The following is a 17,486-nucleotide window of genomic DNA, read 5'->3' as shown; positions in this document are numbered from 1 at the left end:
CCTGAAGATTCCCGGCACGCACAACGGCATGGCTGCGCTGCAGGCGAAGGCAGCCGGCTTCAATGCCCTCTATCTCTCCGGCGCCGCCATGACGGCGTCCATGGGCCTGCCGGACCTCGGCATCATCACCGTGGATGAAGTCGCTTTCTTCATCCGTCAGGTGGCCCGCGCGAGCGGCCTGCCGGTGCTGGTGGACGGCGACACCGGCTATGGCGAGGCGCTCAACGTGATGCACATGGTGCGCACTTTCGAGGATGCTGGCGCCGGGGCGGTCCACATCGAGGATCAGCTTCTTCCGAAGAAATGCGGCCACCTGAACGACAAGAAGCTGGCGGACGCCCGCGACATGGCCGCCAAGGTAGCTGCCGCCGCCAAAGCCCGGCGCCACCTCTACCTCATCGCCCGCACGGACGCGGCGGCCAGCGAGGGGCTCGACGGGGCGGTGGCCCGCGCCAAGCTCTATGTGGAGGCGGGAGCCGACGCCATCTTCCCCGAGGCGCTCAACGATGCGGAGATGTTCCGCGCATTCGCCAGCCGCCTGCCCGGCGTGCCGCTCCTGGCTAACATGACCGAGTTTGGCCGAACCCCCTTCTTCACCGCTTCCGAGTTCGAGGCCATGGGCTATCGTCTGGTGATCTGGCCCGTGTCATCGCTGCGGGTGGCCAACAAGGCACAGGAAAAGCTCTACGCGACACTCGCGCGGGACGGTTCCACGCAGGCAATGGTCGGCGAAATGCAGACGCGGGCCGAACTCTACGATCTCATCGGCCTTAAGACCTTCGAGGCCCTTGATGCGTCGATCGTTGCAACCGTGGTTCCGACGCTCGCGGCAGAGTAGTCATTCCTCTTCGGTCGGCATCGCGCAAGTAGAGAATTTTTCTTCTGATGCCGACCGGATTTTCTCCAACGTGACGTTGCCCTATTTGCCCTCTCTCAGAATTTGACTGTGTTCTCGCTGCGGTCCGTTCTCCTTACGTCAAATATTCGCGTCCACGACAGTCACGCCACGCGGAAATTTTTGTTACCGGCGCCCAACTCTTCGATGATCTGGCTCTTGTGAGCCTGCAGATGGCGGATTGCATCATCTCGCACGAGTTCAAAGCGTGAGGTGGGAACGGGGATGGAGATCGAATAGATTCCGCCTGCGGCATCGCGGAAGCCGATGCCCACGGCACTGATCCCGACGGTATGTTCCTCGTGATTGAAGCCGATGCCCGTGCGTCGCACCTCGGCGATTTCTGCGAGCACGGCGTCCAGTCGCTTCGTGCCCGGGAGTTCCTTGCGAACCAAAGCCCGCGCGCGCTCAGGTTCGAGCAGAGCGAGGCAGCATTTGCCGTTGGCCGTATTCGTCAGCGGAAAAATGTCCCCAACCGCCGAGACCGCCCGCAGCCGGTGCGTTCCCGTCACCTGGTCAAGGAACAGCACCTCGCTCCCGCGCAGCACCGAAAAGTCTACGGTCTCGCCCGTCGCCTGGGAGAGCGCGACGATATGGGGGCGCACCTGTTCGACGATGTCGATCTTTCCCGAGCGCGAGAGCGCGTGGATCTCCGGCCCGAGGCGGTAGCCACCGTCGGGACCTGCGGAAATCACCAGGTCTTCCTCCAGCAGGGCATTGACGATCCTCTGCACGGTCGAGCGCGGCAGACCCACCCGGCCTGCGATCTGCGCGAGGCTGAGCCCCGAACGCACGTTCTTCAGCGACCGCAGGACGGCCGCCGCCCGGGCGATCACCTGGATCCCGCCCCCTTCGCGGATGGCCGCTCCATCCTCCGTCATCGCCCACTCCATGGATGTGTATCGCATTACAATACACATGTATCATTCCGTTTGACCACTCCCTTCCTGCGCCATATCCCGGAAACAACGAAAAAGATCCGCCCTCGCCGAGGGCAAGACGCTGGGAGGCGTTAGATGACTGTCACGATTCGTGGCATCCAATTTCAGTCGAATCTTCACAATGACATGGGACTTAAATTCTATAATCTGTCACACCGGTTCGGATTCCAGTCGCCGAACTGGCCATACTTCCAGGATGTGCAGATCGAACGCATCCATTACATGGCGAAATCTGGTGTTCTGACCCAGCGCATCACCACCACGATGCACAACACGACCCACATCGATGCGCCGGCCCACGTGGTGGAAGGCACGCCCTTCATCGATGAAGTTCCCTTGCCGCATTTCTTCGGCACCGGGATCGTCGTTTCGATCCCAAAGAAGAAGTGGGAACCCATCACCTACGACGACCTTGAGAAGGCCGCAGGGGCGCATGTGCGCCCGGGTGACGTGGTCATCGTCAACACCGGCTGGCACAAGCTCTACGACGACAATGCGGAGTATTTCTGCTACGCGCCGGGCTTTGTCGCCTCGGCCGGTGACTGGTTCGTCGAAAAGCGGGTGAAGGTGGTCGGCCACGATACCCAGGCCAATGACCACCCGCTGGCCACCGCCATCGGCCCCCACCGCAACGGCCCCCTGCATCCTCACCTTGCCGAAGAATACAAGGCATGGTCCGGCGGACGGGACTGGAAGGAGGATCACCCGGAGTGGGAGCCGGTCCACCGCAAGCTCTTCACCAACGGCATTCTCGGCATCGAGAATGTGGGCGGTGACCTCGATGCCGTCACCGGAAAGCGCGTGACCTTCGCCTTCTTCCCTTGGAACTGGGACCGCGGCGACGGCTGCATCATCCGCCTCGTCGCCATCGAGGATCCCCAGCAGGCCTACCGCATCGAGGCGGGCACCCCCTTCTGAGGCTGTATCCCGACCCGACCTGTTCCGGCATCCAGCCGGGACGGGTCGCACCCTGCAGTGGATGTAGGAGGAGAAGGGCATGACCGCACAGCCAATCATAGCCATTGTCGGCGCCGGCCTCATGGGCCATGGCATCGCCCAGGTATTCGCGGAGCGGGGCCACGAGGTCCGGGTGTTCGACCCGATGCCCGAGGCGCTGGCGTCCCTGCGCGCGCGCATCGGTGCCAACCTCTCCGCACTGGGGCAGGACCCTGCCGCCGCGCAGCGGGTTCTGCCTTGCCAGAAGCTCGCGGACGCCGTTGCCGGCGCTGACCTCGTCATCGAGGCCGCGACCGAGAACCTCGACGCCAAGCGCGCCCTGTTCACCGAGATCGAGGCCTGCGCCCCGGCCGAGGCCATTCTCGCCACCAACACCTCCGTCATCCCCATCGGCAGCATCATGGCCGGCCTCGCCCGGCCGGAGCGGACGCTCGGCACCCATTGGTGGAACCCGCCTTATTTGGTCCCGCTGGTCGAGGTGATCGGGACCGACCGGACGGCGCCGGATGTCGTTGCGCGCACCATGGACATCCTCGCAGCAGCGGGAAAAAAGCCGGTCCATGTGCGGCGCGACGTGGCGGGCTTCGTCGGGAACCGGCTGCAGCACGCGCTGTGGCGGGAGGCCATCTCCCTCGTGGAAGAGGGCATCTGCGATGCCGAGACGGTGGATACGGTGGTCAAGGCCAGCTTCGGGCTGCGCCTCGCAGTCCTTGGGCCGCTGGAGAATGCGGACCTCGTCGGCACCGACCTGACCCTCGCCATCCATGAGACCATATTGCCCGCCCTCAACCGCCAAGCTGCGCCCTCGGCCTATCTGCGCGATCTCGTCGCGCGAGGCCGGCTCGGCATGAAGTCCGGAGAAGGTTTTCGTCGCTGGGGGACGGGGGATGCCGATCAGCTGCGCGCTGCGCTCGTTCACCATCTGAAGGACGCGGTGCGCAAGTTCGGCCAAGGAGAGCCCGGTCAAGGAGAAGAAGCGTGAAACGGGCCAACAAGGTCATCATCACCTGCGCCATCACCGGGGGAATCCACACCCCCAGCATGTCGCCCGCCCTGCCGTTCACGCCGGAGGACATTGCGGCCGAGTCCATCGCCGCCGCGGAGGCCGGCGCGGCCATCCTCCACCTGCACGCCCGGGACCCGCGAGACGGCCGCCCGACACCGGACCCGAAGGTCTTCATGCAGTTCCTGCCGGTCATCAAGCAAGCGACCGATGCGGTGCTGAACATCACCACTGGCGGCAGCCTGAATATGAGCGTGGAGGACCGCCTCGCCGCCCCGCTGGCGGCGCGCCCGGAAATGTGCTCGCTCAACATGGGCTCCATGAACTTCGGCATCTACCCGTTGGCGGACCGCTACAAGGACTGGCGGTTCGATTGGGAAGAGCCCTACCTTCGGAGCACCGATGACTTCATCTTCCGCAACACCTTCCGCGACATCGAGCGGATCCTAAAGCTCCTGGGCGAGGAGCACGGCACGCGGTTCGAGCACGAATGCTACGATGTTGGCCACCTCTACAACCTCGCCCACTTTGTGGACCGGGGGCTCGTCAAACCCCCGTTCTTTGTCCAGACGATATTCGGCATCCTCGGCGGCATCGGTCCCGAAATGGACAACGTCCTGTTCATGAAGCGCACCGCAGACCGCCTGTTCGGCGCGGACTATGTCTGGTCGGTGCTTGCTGCAGGGCGACACCAGATTCCGGTCGCGACCCAGGCGGTCATGCTGGGGGGAAATGTGCGGGTGGGGCTGGAGGACAGCCTTTTCATCGGCCGCGGACGGCTCGCTGCAAACAATGCCGAGCAAGTGAGGAAAGTCCGCAAGATCTTGGAAGAGCTCGGCCACGAGATCGCAACGCCAAGCGATGCGCGGTTGATGCTCGCCCTCAAGGGAGGTGACCGCGTCGGTTTCTGAAGTGTCGAACAATCATAAAATCTGGGAGGAAGAACATGACGCAATCAGTGTCGCGCCGGGCGCTCCTGGCCGTGCCCGCGCTCGTCCTCGCTCTTGCGGGTACGGGGAAGCCAGTTGATGCCGCGGAACCGATCCGCATCGGCGCCATCCTGTCGACCACCGGGCCCGGCGCAGGGGCCGGCATCCCGCAGCGCAACGGGCTGCAACTGGCTGTGAAGCTGGTGAACGAAAAGGGCGGCATCGACGGCCGACCGGTCCAGCTCATCGTGGAGGACGATGGATCGAGCCCGGACGTCGCGGTCACAAAAGCGAACAACCTGATCTTCTCGCAGAAGGTGCAGGCCATCATCGGCCCGACGCTGACAGCCTCCACCCTCGCCGTGGGCGGTGTCGCCGACCCGGCCAAGATCCCCGTCATGGCCTTCACCGGCCTTGGCGTTCCCATGGAGAAGACCCGGCGCTGCGTGTTCCACATGCTGCCGTCGCAGGACCTCAACGCCCGCGCACTGCTCGAGGTCGCGACCAAGGCGCTGGGCGCGAAGAAACTCGGCGTCCTGCATGATTCCGCCTACGGCAACATCGTGATGACGAAGATCCGTGAGGTGAGCCCCGATTATCCGGTGGAGATCGTGGCGGTGGAAAAGTGGGAAGTGGGCGCCACCGACGCCACGACGCAGGCCGCCAAGGTGAAGGCCGCAGCTCCCGACGCCGTCGCCGTCATCGGCAATTCGGCGACGCCCTTCCGCAATGCCCGCCAGATCCGCCTCACCGCGCCGCTCCTCTCGGCTCTCGGCACCGCCACCTATGAGTATGTGAAGGCCATGGGCGATGCGGCGGACAACATCGTCTTCGCCGAATTCCTCGTTGCCGAGGATCCTCTGCCCAGCCAGACCGCGTTCGTGGATGCCTTCCGCAAGGAATACGGGGTGCTGCCCAAGACCATGGAGGCGAGCGCCTGGGATGCCTTCAATGCGGTGGCGGCCGGGCTCGTCAAGGTCGGGCCGGAGGCCCAGCCTGGCGCCCTCTGCGAGGCGATCCGCGGGCCCTTCGACGGCGCCATGGCCCGGTTCGATTTCTCCCAAGAGGACATGACCGGGCTCATGCTCAAAAGTTACGTCTTCTCGAAGCTCGACAAAGGCAAGTTTGTCCGCCTGCCTTTCAAGGCCGGTTCCTGAACCCAAAGAGGGGGACATCCCTTGGCCTTGATGCTCTTCACCCAGGCGCTGCTCGCCGGCGTCACCAACGGCTTCGTCTATGCCCTTGTGGGGCTCGGCATCGCCGTCATCTTCAAGGGTAGCCACGTCATCAACGCCATGCAGGGCGAGCTCGCCGTGGTCGGCGCAGCCACGGCCGTGTTTGCGGCTGACATATGGGGCCTTTCGCTCTGGCTGGCCGTCGTTGCCGGCGCGCTCACGGGGATGGCCATCGCCATCCTCGTCGAGCTCGGCCCGATCCGCGCCCTGTTCGCGCGGCGGGCGCGGGAGGAATCCTTCCTCCTGCTCACGGTGGGCCTCGGCTTCACCTTCTCGGCCGGGGTGCTCTATCTGTTCGGACGGGAGGAGCACCTTTTGCCTCCGCTGGGAGACGAGGTGTACGAAGTCTTCGGCGCCATCATCCGTGAACATGCCCTCTGGGTGATCGCCATCTCCGCGGCGCTGATCCTGGCGCTGCGCCTGTTCTACCGGCACACCCACCTGGGGCTCTCCATGATGGCGGCCTCCATCGATCCCGACGGCGCTGCCACCACCGGCATCAATGTCCGTGCCATGCGCACCGCCACCTTCGCGCTGGGCGGCCTGCTGGCGGCGCTGGCGGGCCTCCTCATCGCCCCGCTCATCGGCGTTGGCTACCAGATGGGGCCGCTGCTCACGCTGAAGGGCTTTGCGGCGGCCATCTTGGGCGGCCTTTCCAATCCGCTCGGGGCGCTGGTGGGGGGGCTCGTCATCGGCATCCTCGAGGCGATGTCCATCGTCTTCGTCTCATCCGGGATGAAGGATGCGGTCGCCCTCACCTTGCTCATCGTCATCATGATCTTCGTTCCGGATGGAATCCTCGGCCGCGCCGGCCGCAAGGGAGGCTGAGCCATGCTGCCGAACAAGACCTCTCTGGCTCCGCCTGTCATTGCCGGCGAAGTGCCTGCGCAACGGTTGCGGACCTCTCGCCCGTCGGCGGCTGCCATGTCCGTCTTCGCGCTCGCAGTCGGCCTGTACCTCATCCTGCCGCTGCTTCTGGAGCGCCACGCTGTGGACCTCCTAGTGTTCTGCGGGCTCTATGCCATCGCCGGCGCCGGCGTCGGCTTTCTCCTCGGGCAGGGCGGGATCGTCAATCTCGGCCAGGCGGCATTCTATGGCATTGGCGGCTACGCCAGCGCCTATTGCTCGGCGCGGCTGGGCTGGCCGGCGCCGGCGGGGATCGCCATCGGCATCGTGCTTTCGATGGCCATCGCCGCGCTCATCGGCCGGCCGATCCTGCGGCTGTCGGGGTATTTCCTGGCGCTGGCGACCCTCGCGCTCGGCATCATCTGCACCAACATCTATTTCGAGGCGGACTTCATCACCGGCGGCACGCTCGGTGTGCCTGGCGTGCCGAAGCTGGCGATCGGCGGCTTCGTCTTCGATACGCCGGAGAAGTTCTACTACCTCGTCTGGCCCATCGCCTTCGCCATCATCTTCGCCATGCACAATCTGATGGGCAGCCGCATTGGCCTCGCCCTGCAGGCCATGCGCGACGCTCCGGACGCGGCCATGGTGATGGCCATCGACAATGCTCAGCTGAAGCTCTGGATCTTCATGCTGTCGAGCGGGCTCGGCGCGCTGTCGGGCAGCCTGTTCGCCCATTATGTGGGGTTCGTGAACGTGGACAGCTTCGGCGTGGACAAGTCCATCATGTTCCTGCTCGTCCCCGTCATTGGCGGCGCGTCGGTCCCGGCCGGCGTCATCGTCGGCGCGCTTTTCATCGGCCTCGTGCCGGAGGCTCTGAGCGCGCTCGGTGATATCCACCGCGTTCTCTTCGGGCTCGCACTCGTCGCGTCCGTGGTGTTCTTCCCGGACGGCCTGTGGGGCGTGGGCCGGAGCCTGGTCCGGTTCGTGAAGCGCCGGTCCGAAGCCGCCCGGGGGGAGACCGCACGATGAAATCCGCCATGAAATCTGCTTCCCCCGTCGCAACCGACGCGTCCGAAGCTCCGCTGCTGGAGCTGAAGGCCATCGCCCACCGCTTCGGCGGCTTCCAGGTGCTTCACGACGTGAGCTTTACGGCTCCGCCCGTGGGCATTACGGGACTGATGGGCCCCAACGGCTCCGGCAAGACGACCTTGTTCAACATCATCTCCGGCTTCCTCACGCCCACCTCGGGCGCGGTGCTGTTCGACGGTCGGGACATCCGCGCCGAGAGCGTGCGCCGGCGAAGCCTCGACGGCCTGGTGCGCACCTTCCAGACGCCGAAGATATTCGAGCGACTGACCGTCGCTGAGAATGTGATGGTGGGCGCTTTCAAGTCCGGCCGTTCGGGTTTCTTCGCCGGCCTTGCCGGCCTCCCCTCGGTGCGGCGCGAGATGTCGGACATGCGCGCGCAGGCTTACGAGACCGCGCAGCGTTTCGATCTTGGCGCCGTCTTCGACCGGCCCTCGCCGCTGCTGACCGCCGGCCAGCGCCGTCTGCTGGAACTGGCGCGGGCCTATCAGGGCCGGCCGCGCCTCCTGATGCTGGACGAGCCCTCCTCGGGCCTCACCACCACCGAGATCGAGGTGCTCATCGCGAAGCTGAGGCTCCTTGCGGACGAGGGGATCGCCATCCTGCTCGTCTCGCACGACATGGAACTGATGGGCGTGGCGCAAGCCATCCACGTGCTGAATTTCGGGCGGATCATCGCCTCGGGCACCATGGCGGTCGTCCAGGAGGATACGGCCGTGCGCGAAGCCTATCTGGGGGTGTGAGATGTTGAGCGTGAAGGGCCTCTGCGCCGGCTACGGCGCGCTGACAATCCTCAAAGGGATCGATCTCGGCATCGGCAAGGGAGAAGTGGTCGGTCTCGTGGGGGCCAACGGTGCCGGCAAGACAACGCTGGTGCGCACGCTGGCGGGTCTCCTGCCCGCGCGGGACGGCGAGATCCGCCTGGGCGGCAAGGACATCACCCGTATCCCGCCGCATCTGCGCAGTGGGTTCGGTCTCGCCGTGGTGCTTGAGAACCGGAACCTCTTCGGCGAGCTGACGGTGCGGGAAAATCTGGCCCTGGCCGAGCGGGCAGGCCGGGGACGCCGGCGCGTGTTCACCCTGGAGCGGATCGTCGATCTTTTCCCTGCGGTGGGCGAAAAGCTGTACGTGCGATGCGACCTGCTCAGCGGAGGCCAGCAACAGCAGGTCGCCATCGGCCGCGCGCTTCTCCTCCAGCCGGACATCATGTTGATGGACGAGCCCTCCACCGGCCTTGCCCCGAAGGTGGTCAAGGACATCCTGGATGTTCTCGGCCGGCTACGCGCCGACGGCATGAGCATCATTCTGGTGGAGCAGAACATCGCCATCGCGTCGAGCGCAACCAGCCGGGCCTATGTGATGGCGACCGGGCGGGTCGCCCACGAGATCGGCGAAGGCGATTGGCCCCGCTTTATGGCCGACGAGAAGCTGGTGAGCGCCTATCTGGGCCATCATCAGGGGGCGGCCCACCAGTAAGGCAGCAGGTCCGGCCATGCCACCAACTCTGCATGCGTACCACCCCATCCGGGCGGAGCCGGCCCGGAGGCGCTCCGGCAGGTGCGGCGACAGGGGGCTCGCGCCCCCCGTTCAGGCGTAGCGGGAGAGGGCGAGGTCGCCGGCCTCGATGGCGGGGCGGCGGCCGTCGATGAGATCCGCCAGCACCGCGCCCGAGCCGCACGCCATGGTCCAGCCCAGCGTGCCATGCCCCGCATTGATGTAAAGGTTCGAGCAGGAGGTGGCACCGATGATCGGCGTGCCATCCGGCGTCATGGGCCGCAGGCCGGTCCAGAAATTGACCTCCCGCGTATCCGCGGCCCCGGCGAACAGGTCGCCTACCGAATGCAGCAGGGTGCCGCGGCGCGCGTCGTGAAGGTCGCGGTTGAAGCCGGCGATCTCCGCCATGCCGCCCACGCGGATGCGGGAGCCGAGGCGGGTGATGGCCACCTTGAAGGTCTCGTCCATCACGGTGGAGATGGGCGCGCGGGCCTCGTCCACGACCGGCATGGTGATGGAATAGCCCTTCACGGGATAGATGGGCAGCCGGAGCCCGAGCGGCGCCAGCAGCGCCGGCGTATAGCTGCCCAGCGCGGCGATGAAGAGATCGCCGGCAACGTCACCCGTTCCGGTCTCGACCGCCGTCACCTTGCCGGACGTGCGCTTCAGCCCGCGGATGTCCACGCCGAAGCGGAACGTGACGCCGAGCCCTCGGCAGAGGTCCGCCAGCGCCTCGGTGAACTTGAAGCAGTCGCCGGTCTCGTCGCCCGGCAGGCGCAGGCCGCCGACGATGCGCTCCGCCGCCTCACCCAGCCCCGGCTCGGCGGCGATGCAGCCGGCACGGTCCAGCACCTCGAACGGCACGCCGTCGGCACGCAGCACCTCGATGTCCTTGGCGATGGCATCGATCTGCTTTTGCGTGCGGAACACCTGCAGAGTGCCCTGCATGCGCTCGTCATAGCGGATGCCGGTCTCGGCCCGCAGGTCGGCGAGGCGATCGCGGCTGTATTCCGCGAGGCGCACCATGCGGCCCTTGTTCACCTTGTAGCGTTCGGCGGTGCAGTTGCGGAGCAGGGCCAGCATCCAGCGCCAGGTGGCGGCATCGGCGGTGGGATGCAGGATCAGCGGCGCGTGCTTCATGAACAGCCACTTCATCGCCTTCACCGGCACGCCGGGCGCGGCCCAGGGCGAGGAATAGCCCGGCGAGACCTCGCCGGCATTGGCGAAGCTCGTCTCCAGCGCCGGTCCGGGCTGGCGGTCGATGACCGTGACCGAATGGCCGGCCTTCGCGAGATAATAGGCGGAGGTGATGCCGATGACGCCGGCTCCGAGCACGACGATGTTCATGTGAGTTCTCTTTGCGATGTGTTGGCGCGCCGTCAGCGATAGCGGCGGTGATAGCGGCGGCCGAGCTGGGTGAGCAGCTCGTAGGAGATGGTGCCTGCGGCGGCGGCGAGATCCTCAAGGCTCTGATGGGGGCCGATCAGCTCTACCAGCGCGCCCTCGGCCAGCGCGCCTTCCGGCAAGGCGGTCGCATCGACGATGAGGCTGTCCATGGAAACGCGGCCGACCATGGGCAGGCGCATTCCCTCGAACCACGCCGCGCCCCGGTTGCCGAGGCAGCGCGGCAGGCCGTCCGCATAGCCCACCGCGAGGGTGGCAAGGCGCATGGCGGACGGTGCCACGAAGGCGCCGCCATAGCCGATGCGTGCACCGGCCGGCACGGTCCGGGTCTGGATCACCCGAACATCGAGCCGTACCACCGGGCGCATGGGATTCTTGCCGGCCGCCGTGGGCGCCCCGCCATAGAGCGCGATGCCCGGCCGCGCCAGCGCACCGTGATAGTCCGCGCCGAGGAATACGCCGCCGGAATTGGCGAAGGACACCAGCGCATCGGGAAACGCCGCCGCGATGGTCCGCAGGACCCGCAGCTGGTCGTCGTTCTGCGGATTGTGCGGCTCGTCCGCGCTGGCGAGATGGCTCATGATGGCAAGGATGTCGAGGCCCTCCGCGAGACCTTCGCGGACAATGACACCAGCCTCCTCGGGCGCCATGCCGAGGCGGGACATGCCGCTGTCGAACTGCAGCACGGCGGACAGCTTTTCGCCCCGTGCCGCCGCTGTCCGCGCCCAGCGCGCCAACTGGTCCAGGCTGTTGATGACCGGAACGATGCCCGCCGCCGCGCACGCCCCCTCGGAACCGGGCATGAGGCCGTTCAGCACGTAAAGCCGGGGCTGGGCGAAGCCTCGCGCGCCATGCTCACCGCGCACCGCGGGCAGCAGCTCCAGCGCTTCACCCAGATGGGCGACGAAGAAATCCCGGCAGCCGGCGGCGATCAGCTCGGGGACCACATCGAGCGCACCGAGACCATAGGCATTCGCCTTCACCACCGCCGCGGCCCGCGCGGGCGCCACCTGCGTACGCAGCCGGCGGTAGTTGTCCGCCAGCGCTCGGCAATCGATGGTCAGCACGCCACCAGCGGCTGCGCTCGTGTCGAAATGTGGAATTGTGCCGTGCATCGTCCGCCCTCTAGCGACCTGCAACAAGGCTAGCGCAAGGACTGCGCACAATCCGGGCTTTATGTGCGCGATAGCTGCGATATGATCGTATCGACGCAACATTTTGGCATGAATTCGAAGAATCACGCATGCGCAGTCTGGACGCCATCGACCATGCCATCATCCGCCAGCTGCTGCTGAACGCGCGCATCAGCACCACGGACCTTGCGGCGGAGGTCGGCCTCTCGCCGTCCTCCTGCCTGCGACGCATCCGTCTTCTGGAAACCAGTGGCGCCATCAAGGGCTACACGGCCATCGTCGACCGCACCTCCCCGGACGCCGGCATGTCGGTGATGGTGGACATTACCCTCGAACGGCAGACGGAAGACTTCCTGCGCCGGTTCGAGAGCGCCGTCCGCAAATATCCGGAGATCCGGGAGTGTTACCTGATGACCGGAGGCGCCGATTATCGCCTGCGGGTCGAAGTGGAGACCGCCGGGGATTTCGAGCGGGTGCATACGGATATTCTCTCCACGCTGCCGGGCGTGCTGCGCATCCATTCCAGCTTCGCCATCCGCAACGTGCTCGCCACCCGCGCTCGTCCTCGGCGCAGCGGAACCGCCTGAGAACGCCCCTACAACGCCCGCGCTCAGGTGTGGCGAGCGGAGGCGCGCATGTCGCCGCTCGTCCAGGCCCCGGATCTCACGGCGCAATCGGGGCAGAGCGGTGTTACCGCGCCACCAATCCCATGGGAACATCGCGCGAGGTCATGGCGCCGAGGACGAAGGCGAGGTTGGCCGCCGCGGCCAGAGAGGCGGCGTGGGCATCCGAGCGGGCCTGGCGGGCAACGAGAAGACCGCTGTCCGCAGCCGTGGCCACCGAGATGTTGCCCACCCCCGCCTTGTAGGCGGAGAGCGCCGCGTCGTAGGTGACGGCTGCGGCGTCCGCGAGGGCGCTTGCCGCGCGGTAGGAGGCGAGCGCCGAGCGCAGCGTATTGGCGCTGGCGACGATCTCGCGGGCGGCCGTGTCCCGCACCTTCTCGAAGCCCGCTTCGGTCGCCGCGGCGAGGGACTGCGCATTCTGCACCTGCGCCGCCCTGAGCCCGCCGTCGAAGATGGGCACGGTCGCCCCGACCATCACGCCCGACGCCGAGGAGATCTGCCCGATGTTCGGCAACCCGGACGCCGACAGGCTGGTATTGCCGGTGGCGGCCACGGCGCTGAGATAAACCTTGGGCAGGAATTCCGCCTGCGCTGCGGCGATGCCCGACTGGCTCGCCTTCATCGCTGAGAAGGAGGCGAGCACGTCCGGCCGGCGGGCAAGGGCGGCCTCGATCATTTTCTCCGTCGGCGTCCCGATGCTCTCGGGCAGGCTGCGCCCAGTCGCCGGCCGCACCCGGATCTGCGTGACCGGGCTCACCCCCACGGCGCCGAGCAGCACCTGATAGGCATCGCGCTCGCCACCCTCGGCCTGCACGAGGGCAAAGCGCGACTGCGCCATCTGCTGGCGCGCCTGCGCCACCTCCACCGTGTTCCCGATGCCGTTCTTCAGCCGCGCCTCCGCCGCATCGAGAATGTCGCGGCTGTTGGCGAGGGTCTGGGTGGCGGCGTCGACCCGGCTGCGCGCGGCGCCGTAGAGGAAATAGCTGCGCGTGACATCGTAGATGATCTTCTGATGGACGCCGTTGAACAGCACGTTGGCGGCGTTGGAATTTTCCTTCGCCGTCTGGTGCAGCGCGCTGCGCTGGCCGAAGTCGAAGACGAGCCACTGAAGCGCCACCTGCGGCGAAAGCCCGGAAACCGAGCTCTGCACCTGATTGACATTACCTATGGTGAGGGGCAGCGGATTGGTGAAGCTCTGGTAGCCGCCGATCACGTTGGCGGTGATGAGCGGCACATAGGTCGCCTCCACCATGCCCGCCGCCAGCGCCGCCTGCCGGGCCTGCTGCCAGGCGATGCGGGTGGCGGCGTTCTGGCTCTGGGCGAGATCGATCAGCTCGGCGAGGCCGTAGGTCCTGCCCGGCGAGATATCGGGCGTCGGCTTCAGCAGCGCTGCGGCGGGCTCGGGGGGCACGGCGAAATTCGGCGCCGGTGTTGTGGATGCCGAAGTCGCTCCCGTGCCCGTGGCCGCGGCCCTATCGTCCGCCGCGGGCGCGGAAGCCGGCGCCTCGGCTTGCCTGGGTGTCCAGGGCTGCGCGGGATCGGCCGGCGCGCTGTCGAGCGCGTTGAGGGCGCAGGCCGCCAGCAGCATGCACGCCAGCATCAGGAGCGCGTGGCGCGCGATATCCTTGAGGACCGTTGGCTGTGGGCGAGGTGGCTGACGCATCATTCCGTCACCCTGCCGCCAGCCGTTCGATGCGACGCACAAGCACCGCGAGCACGCCGGGATCGCCCTCTGCCTCGCTCCTGTCGGGCAGGTCCCCGCCGCTGCCCCGGGCGACCTCTTCCGCGGCGCGGGCGAAGTGCGCCGAGATCTCCGGCGAGGACGCTCCGGCGAAGAGGAGAACCGGCAGCGCCGCGCGCACGTCCGCGATCAGTGCGTCGAGACGCGCGATCCTTACCCGCGCCGGGCGCAGCCACGCCGGCTCGAACGGCAGCAGCAGCAGTTGCTGCCGCGCCTTCTCCGCCTCGGTCTCCACGAGAGACGCGTCGTCCACCGCCTGCGCGCGCTCCCCAGGCTCCCGTGCCGCGAGCCGCGCGAGCGCGTCGAGAGCCCGCGACAGCCGAGCCCGGACGTCGAGGACGGCGCTCTTCGGCCAGATGCCGGTGAAGATGAGATAGACCACGAGATTGCCGAGCAGGATGCCGACGATGCGATCGCGCCCCGCCGACATGTCGAGGCTCGGTGCGAACCCGTTGAGGATGGTCAGCAGGAAGGCGAGCCCGACCTGCACGCCGGCGTATGAGATGCGCTCGTTGCCCGACGAGATCCAAGCCGCCGGGAGGATGCCGAGGAAAACCAGCACCATCAGCCCACCCACCGATTCCAGGTGGGGGATGACGAACAGGATGGAGAAGAAGCCCAGCCCGGCGCCCAGGAGGCATCCGGAAATGCGCAGCGCCAGCTTGTGGACAGTCTCCGCCGTCGTTCCGAGGGCCGCCACGTAGCAGGTGATCATCGCGGTGTGGATGCCCTGCCAGCCGATCAGCGAATAGGTCAGGTAGCAGATGATCGCCGCCGCCGTCGTCTTCAGGGCATAGCGCTGGTAGTCGGGATTGGTGAAGGCGTCGACCGCGAGGAAGGGGGGCTTGGGTGCCACCGCACGGGTGCCGCCGTCCGCCCGGGCGAGGCCGGCGAGCGCCGCGGTGACGGCGGCTTGGGCGGCGGACCCCGGCGTCGGGTCCACCGGGGTCTCGCTCTCGGGCGCGGCATCCGTCTGCGGCGCCTCGGGTCGCCGGCCCGCGCTGACGTGCCCGGCGGCCTTGCGGCAGTGATCGGCGAGCTGGGCGCGCGTCTCTTCCGTCATCCCGGCCGGCAGGGCGGCGACGGCGAGCAGCAGCTGGTAGCTGGTGCGCGCGGCCCCCGACAACCACGTCACCTCGGCGGAGGGAGCGGTGTGGAACAGGCGGGCCAGCATCACTTTCTGGCCGTCGGCGCTTATGCCTTCGGCGAGGGGCGCCGCGAGCCGTCCCGGTGCGGCGGCCGGCGACAGCGCCAGGGCATCGGCGGCCGCCGCCAGGCGTTCGGCCACCGTCCGGCGCAGCAGGCGGTGGGGTGGGGTGCCGAGCACGATGTTGAAGACGATCATCAGCGCCATCGGCATGGCTGCCATCTGCCAGGCATAGAGCAGGCCGCGCGTCGCGATCTCGCCCGCCGGAAGCTGGTCCACAAGGGTCAGCACGAAGGCGATGACGAGGCCGATAATGGAGCCGATCTCGCCCAGCTGCGAGGCCGCGCCGAGGAACACGAAGACGAAGGAGAGGAGCGCCAGGATCGCGATGCGCAGCATCGGATTGTCAGCCGTCGCCGCGATCAGGGGGGCCATGGCGAGCACGACGACGCCAGCGAGAATGATGAGGCCGATGCCCTGCCCGACGCACTCCGCTCCGTCGGGCCGCGCGATAAAGATCACGAGATAGCAGCCGATGGCGGCTTCCGGCACCTTGTAGAGCATCGCCACGGCAGCCACGAGCGCACACAGCAGCGCCACGCGCCATGCCAGTCCGAAGCGGCCCGGAAAGGGCAGCAGGTCGCGCCACGCCTGGCGCGCCATGGCCGGCCACGGCCGGTCAGCAGCGGCTGCCATGATGCACCGTCGCTGTGGCGGAGGCTCCGATGCGCATGAGGCCTTCGGGCGGATCAATGAGGCGGATGCGCACCGGGAAACGCTGGGCGACACGCACCCAGTCCAGCGACTTCGGCACGATGGGCATGGTCCGCGGCAGCTTGATGAGCTCCTCCGACGCGACACCCCAGCCAATCCCCTCCACCCGGCCGCTGATGGGCCGGTCGCGGTCCGCCAGCGCATAGACGGTGGCGCAATCGCCGGGGGCGATCCGTGGCAGCTCGGTTTCGAGGAAGGCGGCGGAGACGTACCATGCCCCGGTGTTGATGAGGGTGAAGATCGACTGGCCGGAGATGACGAACTCGCCCGGCGATACGGCGAGGCCCACCACCTTGCCGTCGAACGGTGCGCGGACCTCGGTATCGGCGAGCGCCCTCTGCGCCAGCCCCAGCGCCGCCCGTCGCGCGTCCACCAGGGCCGCGGCGGCGGCCGCGTCGCTCACCAGGGCGTCGGCCGCCGCCTGCTGGTGCAGGGCCTGCCGGAGGGAGATTTCGGCGTCTCGCTTGGCGGTGGCGGCGTCGTCCACCTGCTGGGCGCTCACATAGCCCTTGGGCCTGAGCGCCTCCAGCCGCGAGAGGGTCTGGCTGGCGAGGTCCAGGTTGGAGCGGGCGCGTGCCACCTGCTCCTGCGCGATCACGGCGTTGGAGCGCGCGGCCGATACGGCGCGCTCCCGGTCCGCCAGCGCCGCCTCGGCGATCCTGAGGTCCGCGGCAGCCTGCTCGGCCTGCAGCTTGTAGGAGGTGGCATCGAGCGCGAACAGGAGCGCGTCCTTGCCTACGCTGCCATTGTCCTTCGCCTCGATCCGCGCGATGCGCCCCGGAACGGCGGGCGCGACGTTGACTGTATCGGCGGTGACGACCGCGTCCTGGGAGAGGGGATTGAGTTCGGCGTTGCGGACATAGCGCCAGCCGAACACCACGGCAGCCGCCACCGCGACGAGGCTGACGACGACACCGACCGCGCGCCGGGGATGGGCCTGCTCCGACTCTTCCACAACCTACCGCCCGAAGCTGACAATCGAGACCAGGAAGCCGATGCCCGCCGCCACGCAGACATAGACGGCAAGACGCGCCGGAATGACGTCGTCGATGCCCAGGCGGACCAGCACCACCCGCACCAGCAGCGCCCCGAGGATTCCGATGACGGCGCACAGCAGCCAGGACGGAAAGTAGGCGCCGAAAAAGGGAATGGACGGCGCGCCAGCCGGCACGCAGCCGCCGAGCGCCATGGCCATGACGACGGTGACGGGGAGGCTTTTCATGCCGCCGATGCCCCTGCCGATATCGCGGATCAATCGATGGGACACTCGGGACG

General features: G+C 67.3%; 17 protein-coding genes. 10 read left to right on the top strand and 7 right to left on the bottom strand.

Translation table 11 applies throughout. The features are described from left to right. A partial coding sequence (gene prpB / locus ACE3QW_RS04840; protein ID WP_374250676.1) for a methylisocitrate lyase occupies window positions 1-838 on the top strand: 838 nt, incomplete at its 5' end. Between the two features lie 161 nt (window positions 839-999). Here the strand turns inward: prpB and ACE3QW_RS04835 are convergent. Then, window positions 1,000-1,776: an IclR family transcriptional regulator gene (locus tag ACE3QW_RS04835; protein WP_374250675.1), complete on the bottom strand. Its 777-nt coding sequence runs from the start codon at window positions 1,774-1,776 to the stop codon at window positions 1,000-1,002. 135 nt (window positions 1,777-1,911) lie between these two features. Here ACE3QW_RS04835 and ACE3QW_RS04830 point away from each other — a divergent pair, with 135 nt between their 5' ends. From ACE3QW_RS04830 to ACE3QW_RS04795, 8 genes are all read left to right on the top strand, one after another. Further along, on the top strand, window positions 1,912-2,754 hold the full coding sequence (locus tag ACE3QW_RS04830) for a cyclase family protein (RefSeq protein WP_374250674.1): 843 nt from the start codon (window positions 1,912-1,914) through the stop codon (window positions 2,752-2,754). Window positions 2,755-2,833: 79 nt separating this feature from the next. Beyond that, window positions 2,834-3,775 carry a 3-hydroxyacyl-CoA dehydrogenase family protein gene (locus ACE3QW_RS04825; RefSeq protein ID WP_374250673.1) on the top strand — a complete coding sequence of 314 codons (942 nt, stop codon included), beginning with the start codon at window positions 2,834-2,836 and terminating at the stop codon, window positions 3,773-3,775. Continuing rightward, on the top strand, window positions 3,772-4,707 hold the full coding sequence (locus tag ACE3QW_RS04820; protein ID WP_374250672.1) for a 3-keto-5-aminohexanoate cleavage protein: 936 nt from the start codon (window positions 3,772-3,774) through the stop codon (window positions 4,705-4,707). The genes ACE3QW_RS04825 and ACE3QW_RS04820 overlap by 4 nt, the downstream gene beginning before the upstream one ends. Window positions 4,708-4,742: 35 nt before the next feature. Further along, window positions 4,743-5,882, top strand: coding sequence for an ABC transporter substrate-binding protein (locus tag ACE3QW_RS04815; protein ID WP_374250671.1), 1,140 nt, complete (start codon window positions 4,743-4,745; stop codon window positions 5,880-5,882). A 30-nt stretch (window positions 5,883-5,912) separates the two neighbouring features. Then, window positions 5,913-6,788, top strand: coding sequence for a branched-chain amino acid ABC transporter permease (locus ACE3QW_RS04810; protein ID WP_374250680.1), 876 nt, complete (start codon window positions 5,913-5,915; stop codon window positions 6,786-6,788). Between the two features lie 96 nt (window positions 6,789-6,884). Further along, complete coding sequence (locus tag ACE3QW_RS04805; RefSeq protein WP_374250670.1) at window positions 6,885-7,838, top strand: branched-chain amino acid ABC transporter permease; 954 nt, start codon at window positions 6,885-6,887, stop codon at window positions 7,836-7,838. An 8-nt stretch (window positions 7,839-7,846) separates the two neighbouring features. Further along, a complete protein-coding gene (locus tag ACE3QW_RS04800) occupies window positions 7,847-8,638 on the top strand; it encodes an ABC transporter ATP-binding protein (protein ID WP_374250669.1) in 792 nt (263 codons plus the stop codon). 10 nt (window positions 8,639-8,648) lie between these two features. After that, window positions 8,649-9,371 (top strand): ABC transporter ATP-binding protein, encoded by a 723-nt coding sequence (locus tag ACE3QW_RS04795; protein ID WP_374250668.1) that lies wholly within the window; start codon window positions 8,649-8,651, stop codon window positions 9,369-9,371. A gap of 111 nt (window positions 9,372-9,482) precedes the next feature. On the opposite strand, the gene ACE3QW_RS04790 is transcribed toward ACE3QW_RS04795, so the two are convergent. Both ACE3QW_RS04790 and alr read right to left on the bottom strand, forming a co-directional pair. After that, window positions 9,483-10,736 carry a D-amino acid dehydrogenase gene (locus ACE3QW_RS04790; protein ID WP_374250667.1) on the bottom strand — a complete coding sequence of 418 codons (1,254 nt, stop codon included), beginning with the start codon at window positions 10,734-10,736 and terminating at the stop codon, window positions 9,483-9,485. Window positions 10,737-10,768: 32 nt separating this feature from the next. Next, window positions 10,769-11,908, bottom strand: a complete 1,140-nt coding sequence (gene alr / locus ACE3QW_RS04785) for an alanine racemase (protein ID WP_374250666.1) — start codon at window positions 11,906-11,908, stop codon at window positions 10,769-10,771. 128 nt (window positions 11,909-12,036) lie between these two features. Between alr and ACE3QW_RS04780 the strand changes: the two genes are divergently transcribed. Further along, entirely contained in the window at window positions 12,037-12,513 is a 477-nt protein-coding gene (locus tag ACE3QW_RS04780; RefSeq protein WP_024280136.1) for an Lrp/AsnC family transcriptional regulator, read from the top strand. Window positions 12,514-12,616: 103 nt separating this feature from the next. Here the strand turns inward: ACE3QW_RS04780 and ACE3QW_RS04775 are convergent, their stop codons facing one another. The 4 genes from ACE3QW_RS04775 to ACE3QW_RS04760 form a co-directional block, all read right to left on the bottom strand. After that, the gene (locus ACE3QW_RS04775) at window positions 12,617-13,960 is read right to left on the bottom strand and encodes a TolC family protein (RefSeq protein ID WP_051679437.1); all 1,344 of its coding nucleotides are present in this window, start codon (window positions 13,958-13,960) and stop codon (window positions 12,617-12,619) included. 259 nt (window positions 13,961-14,219) lie between these two features. After that, a complete protein-coding gene (locus ACE3QW_RS04770; RefSeq protein WP_374250665.1) occupies window positions 14,220-16,133 on the bottom strand; it encodes an FUSC family protein in 1,914 nt (637 codons plus the stop codon). Then, the gene (mdtN, locus tag ACE3QW_RS04765) at window positions 16,117-17,166 is read right to left on the bottom strand and encodes a multidrug transporter subunit MdtN (RefSeq protein WP_029557377.1); all 1,050 of its coding nucleotides are present in this window, start codon (window positions 17,164-17,166) and stop codon (window positions 16,117-16,119) included. Before mdtN ends, ACE3QW_RS04770 begins: the two co-directional genes overlap by 17 nt. Window positions 17,167-17,169: 3 nt before the next feature. Beyond that, complete coding sequence (locus ACE3QW_RS04760) at window positions 17,170-17,466, bottom strand: YtcA family lipoprotein (RefSeq protein WP_374250664.1); 297 nt, start codon at window positions 17,464-17,466, stop codon at window positions 17,170-17,172. Between the last annotated feature and the right edge of the window lie 20 nt (window positions 17,467-17,486).

It is taken from the genome of Xanthobacter sp., from assembly GCF_041911315.1.
GTDB lineage: Bacteria > Pseudomonadota > Alphaproteobacteria > Rhizobiales > Xanthobacteraceae > Xanthobacter > Xanthobacter aminoxidans.
The sequence above is the reverse complement of the archived record's forward strand: the minus strand, read 5'-3'. Positions and strand labels throughout refer to the sequence as shown.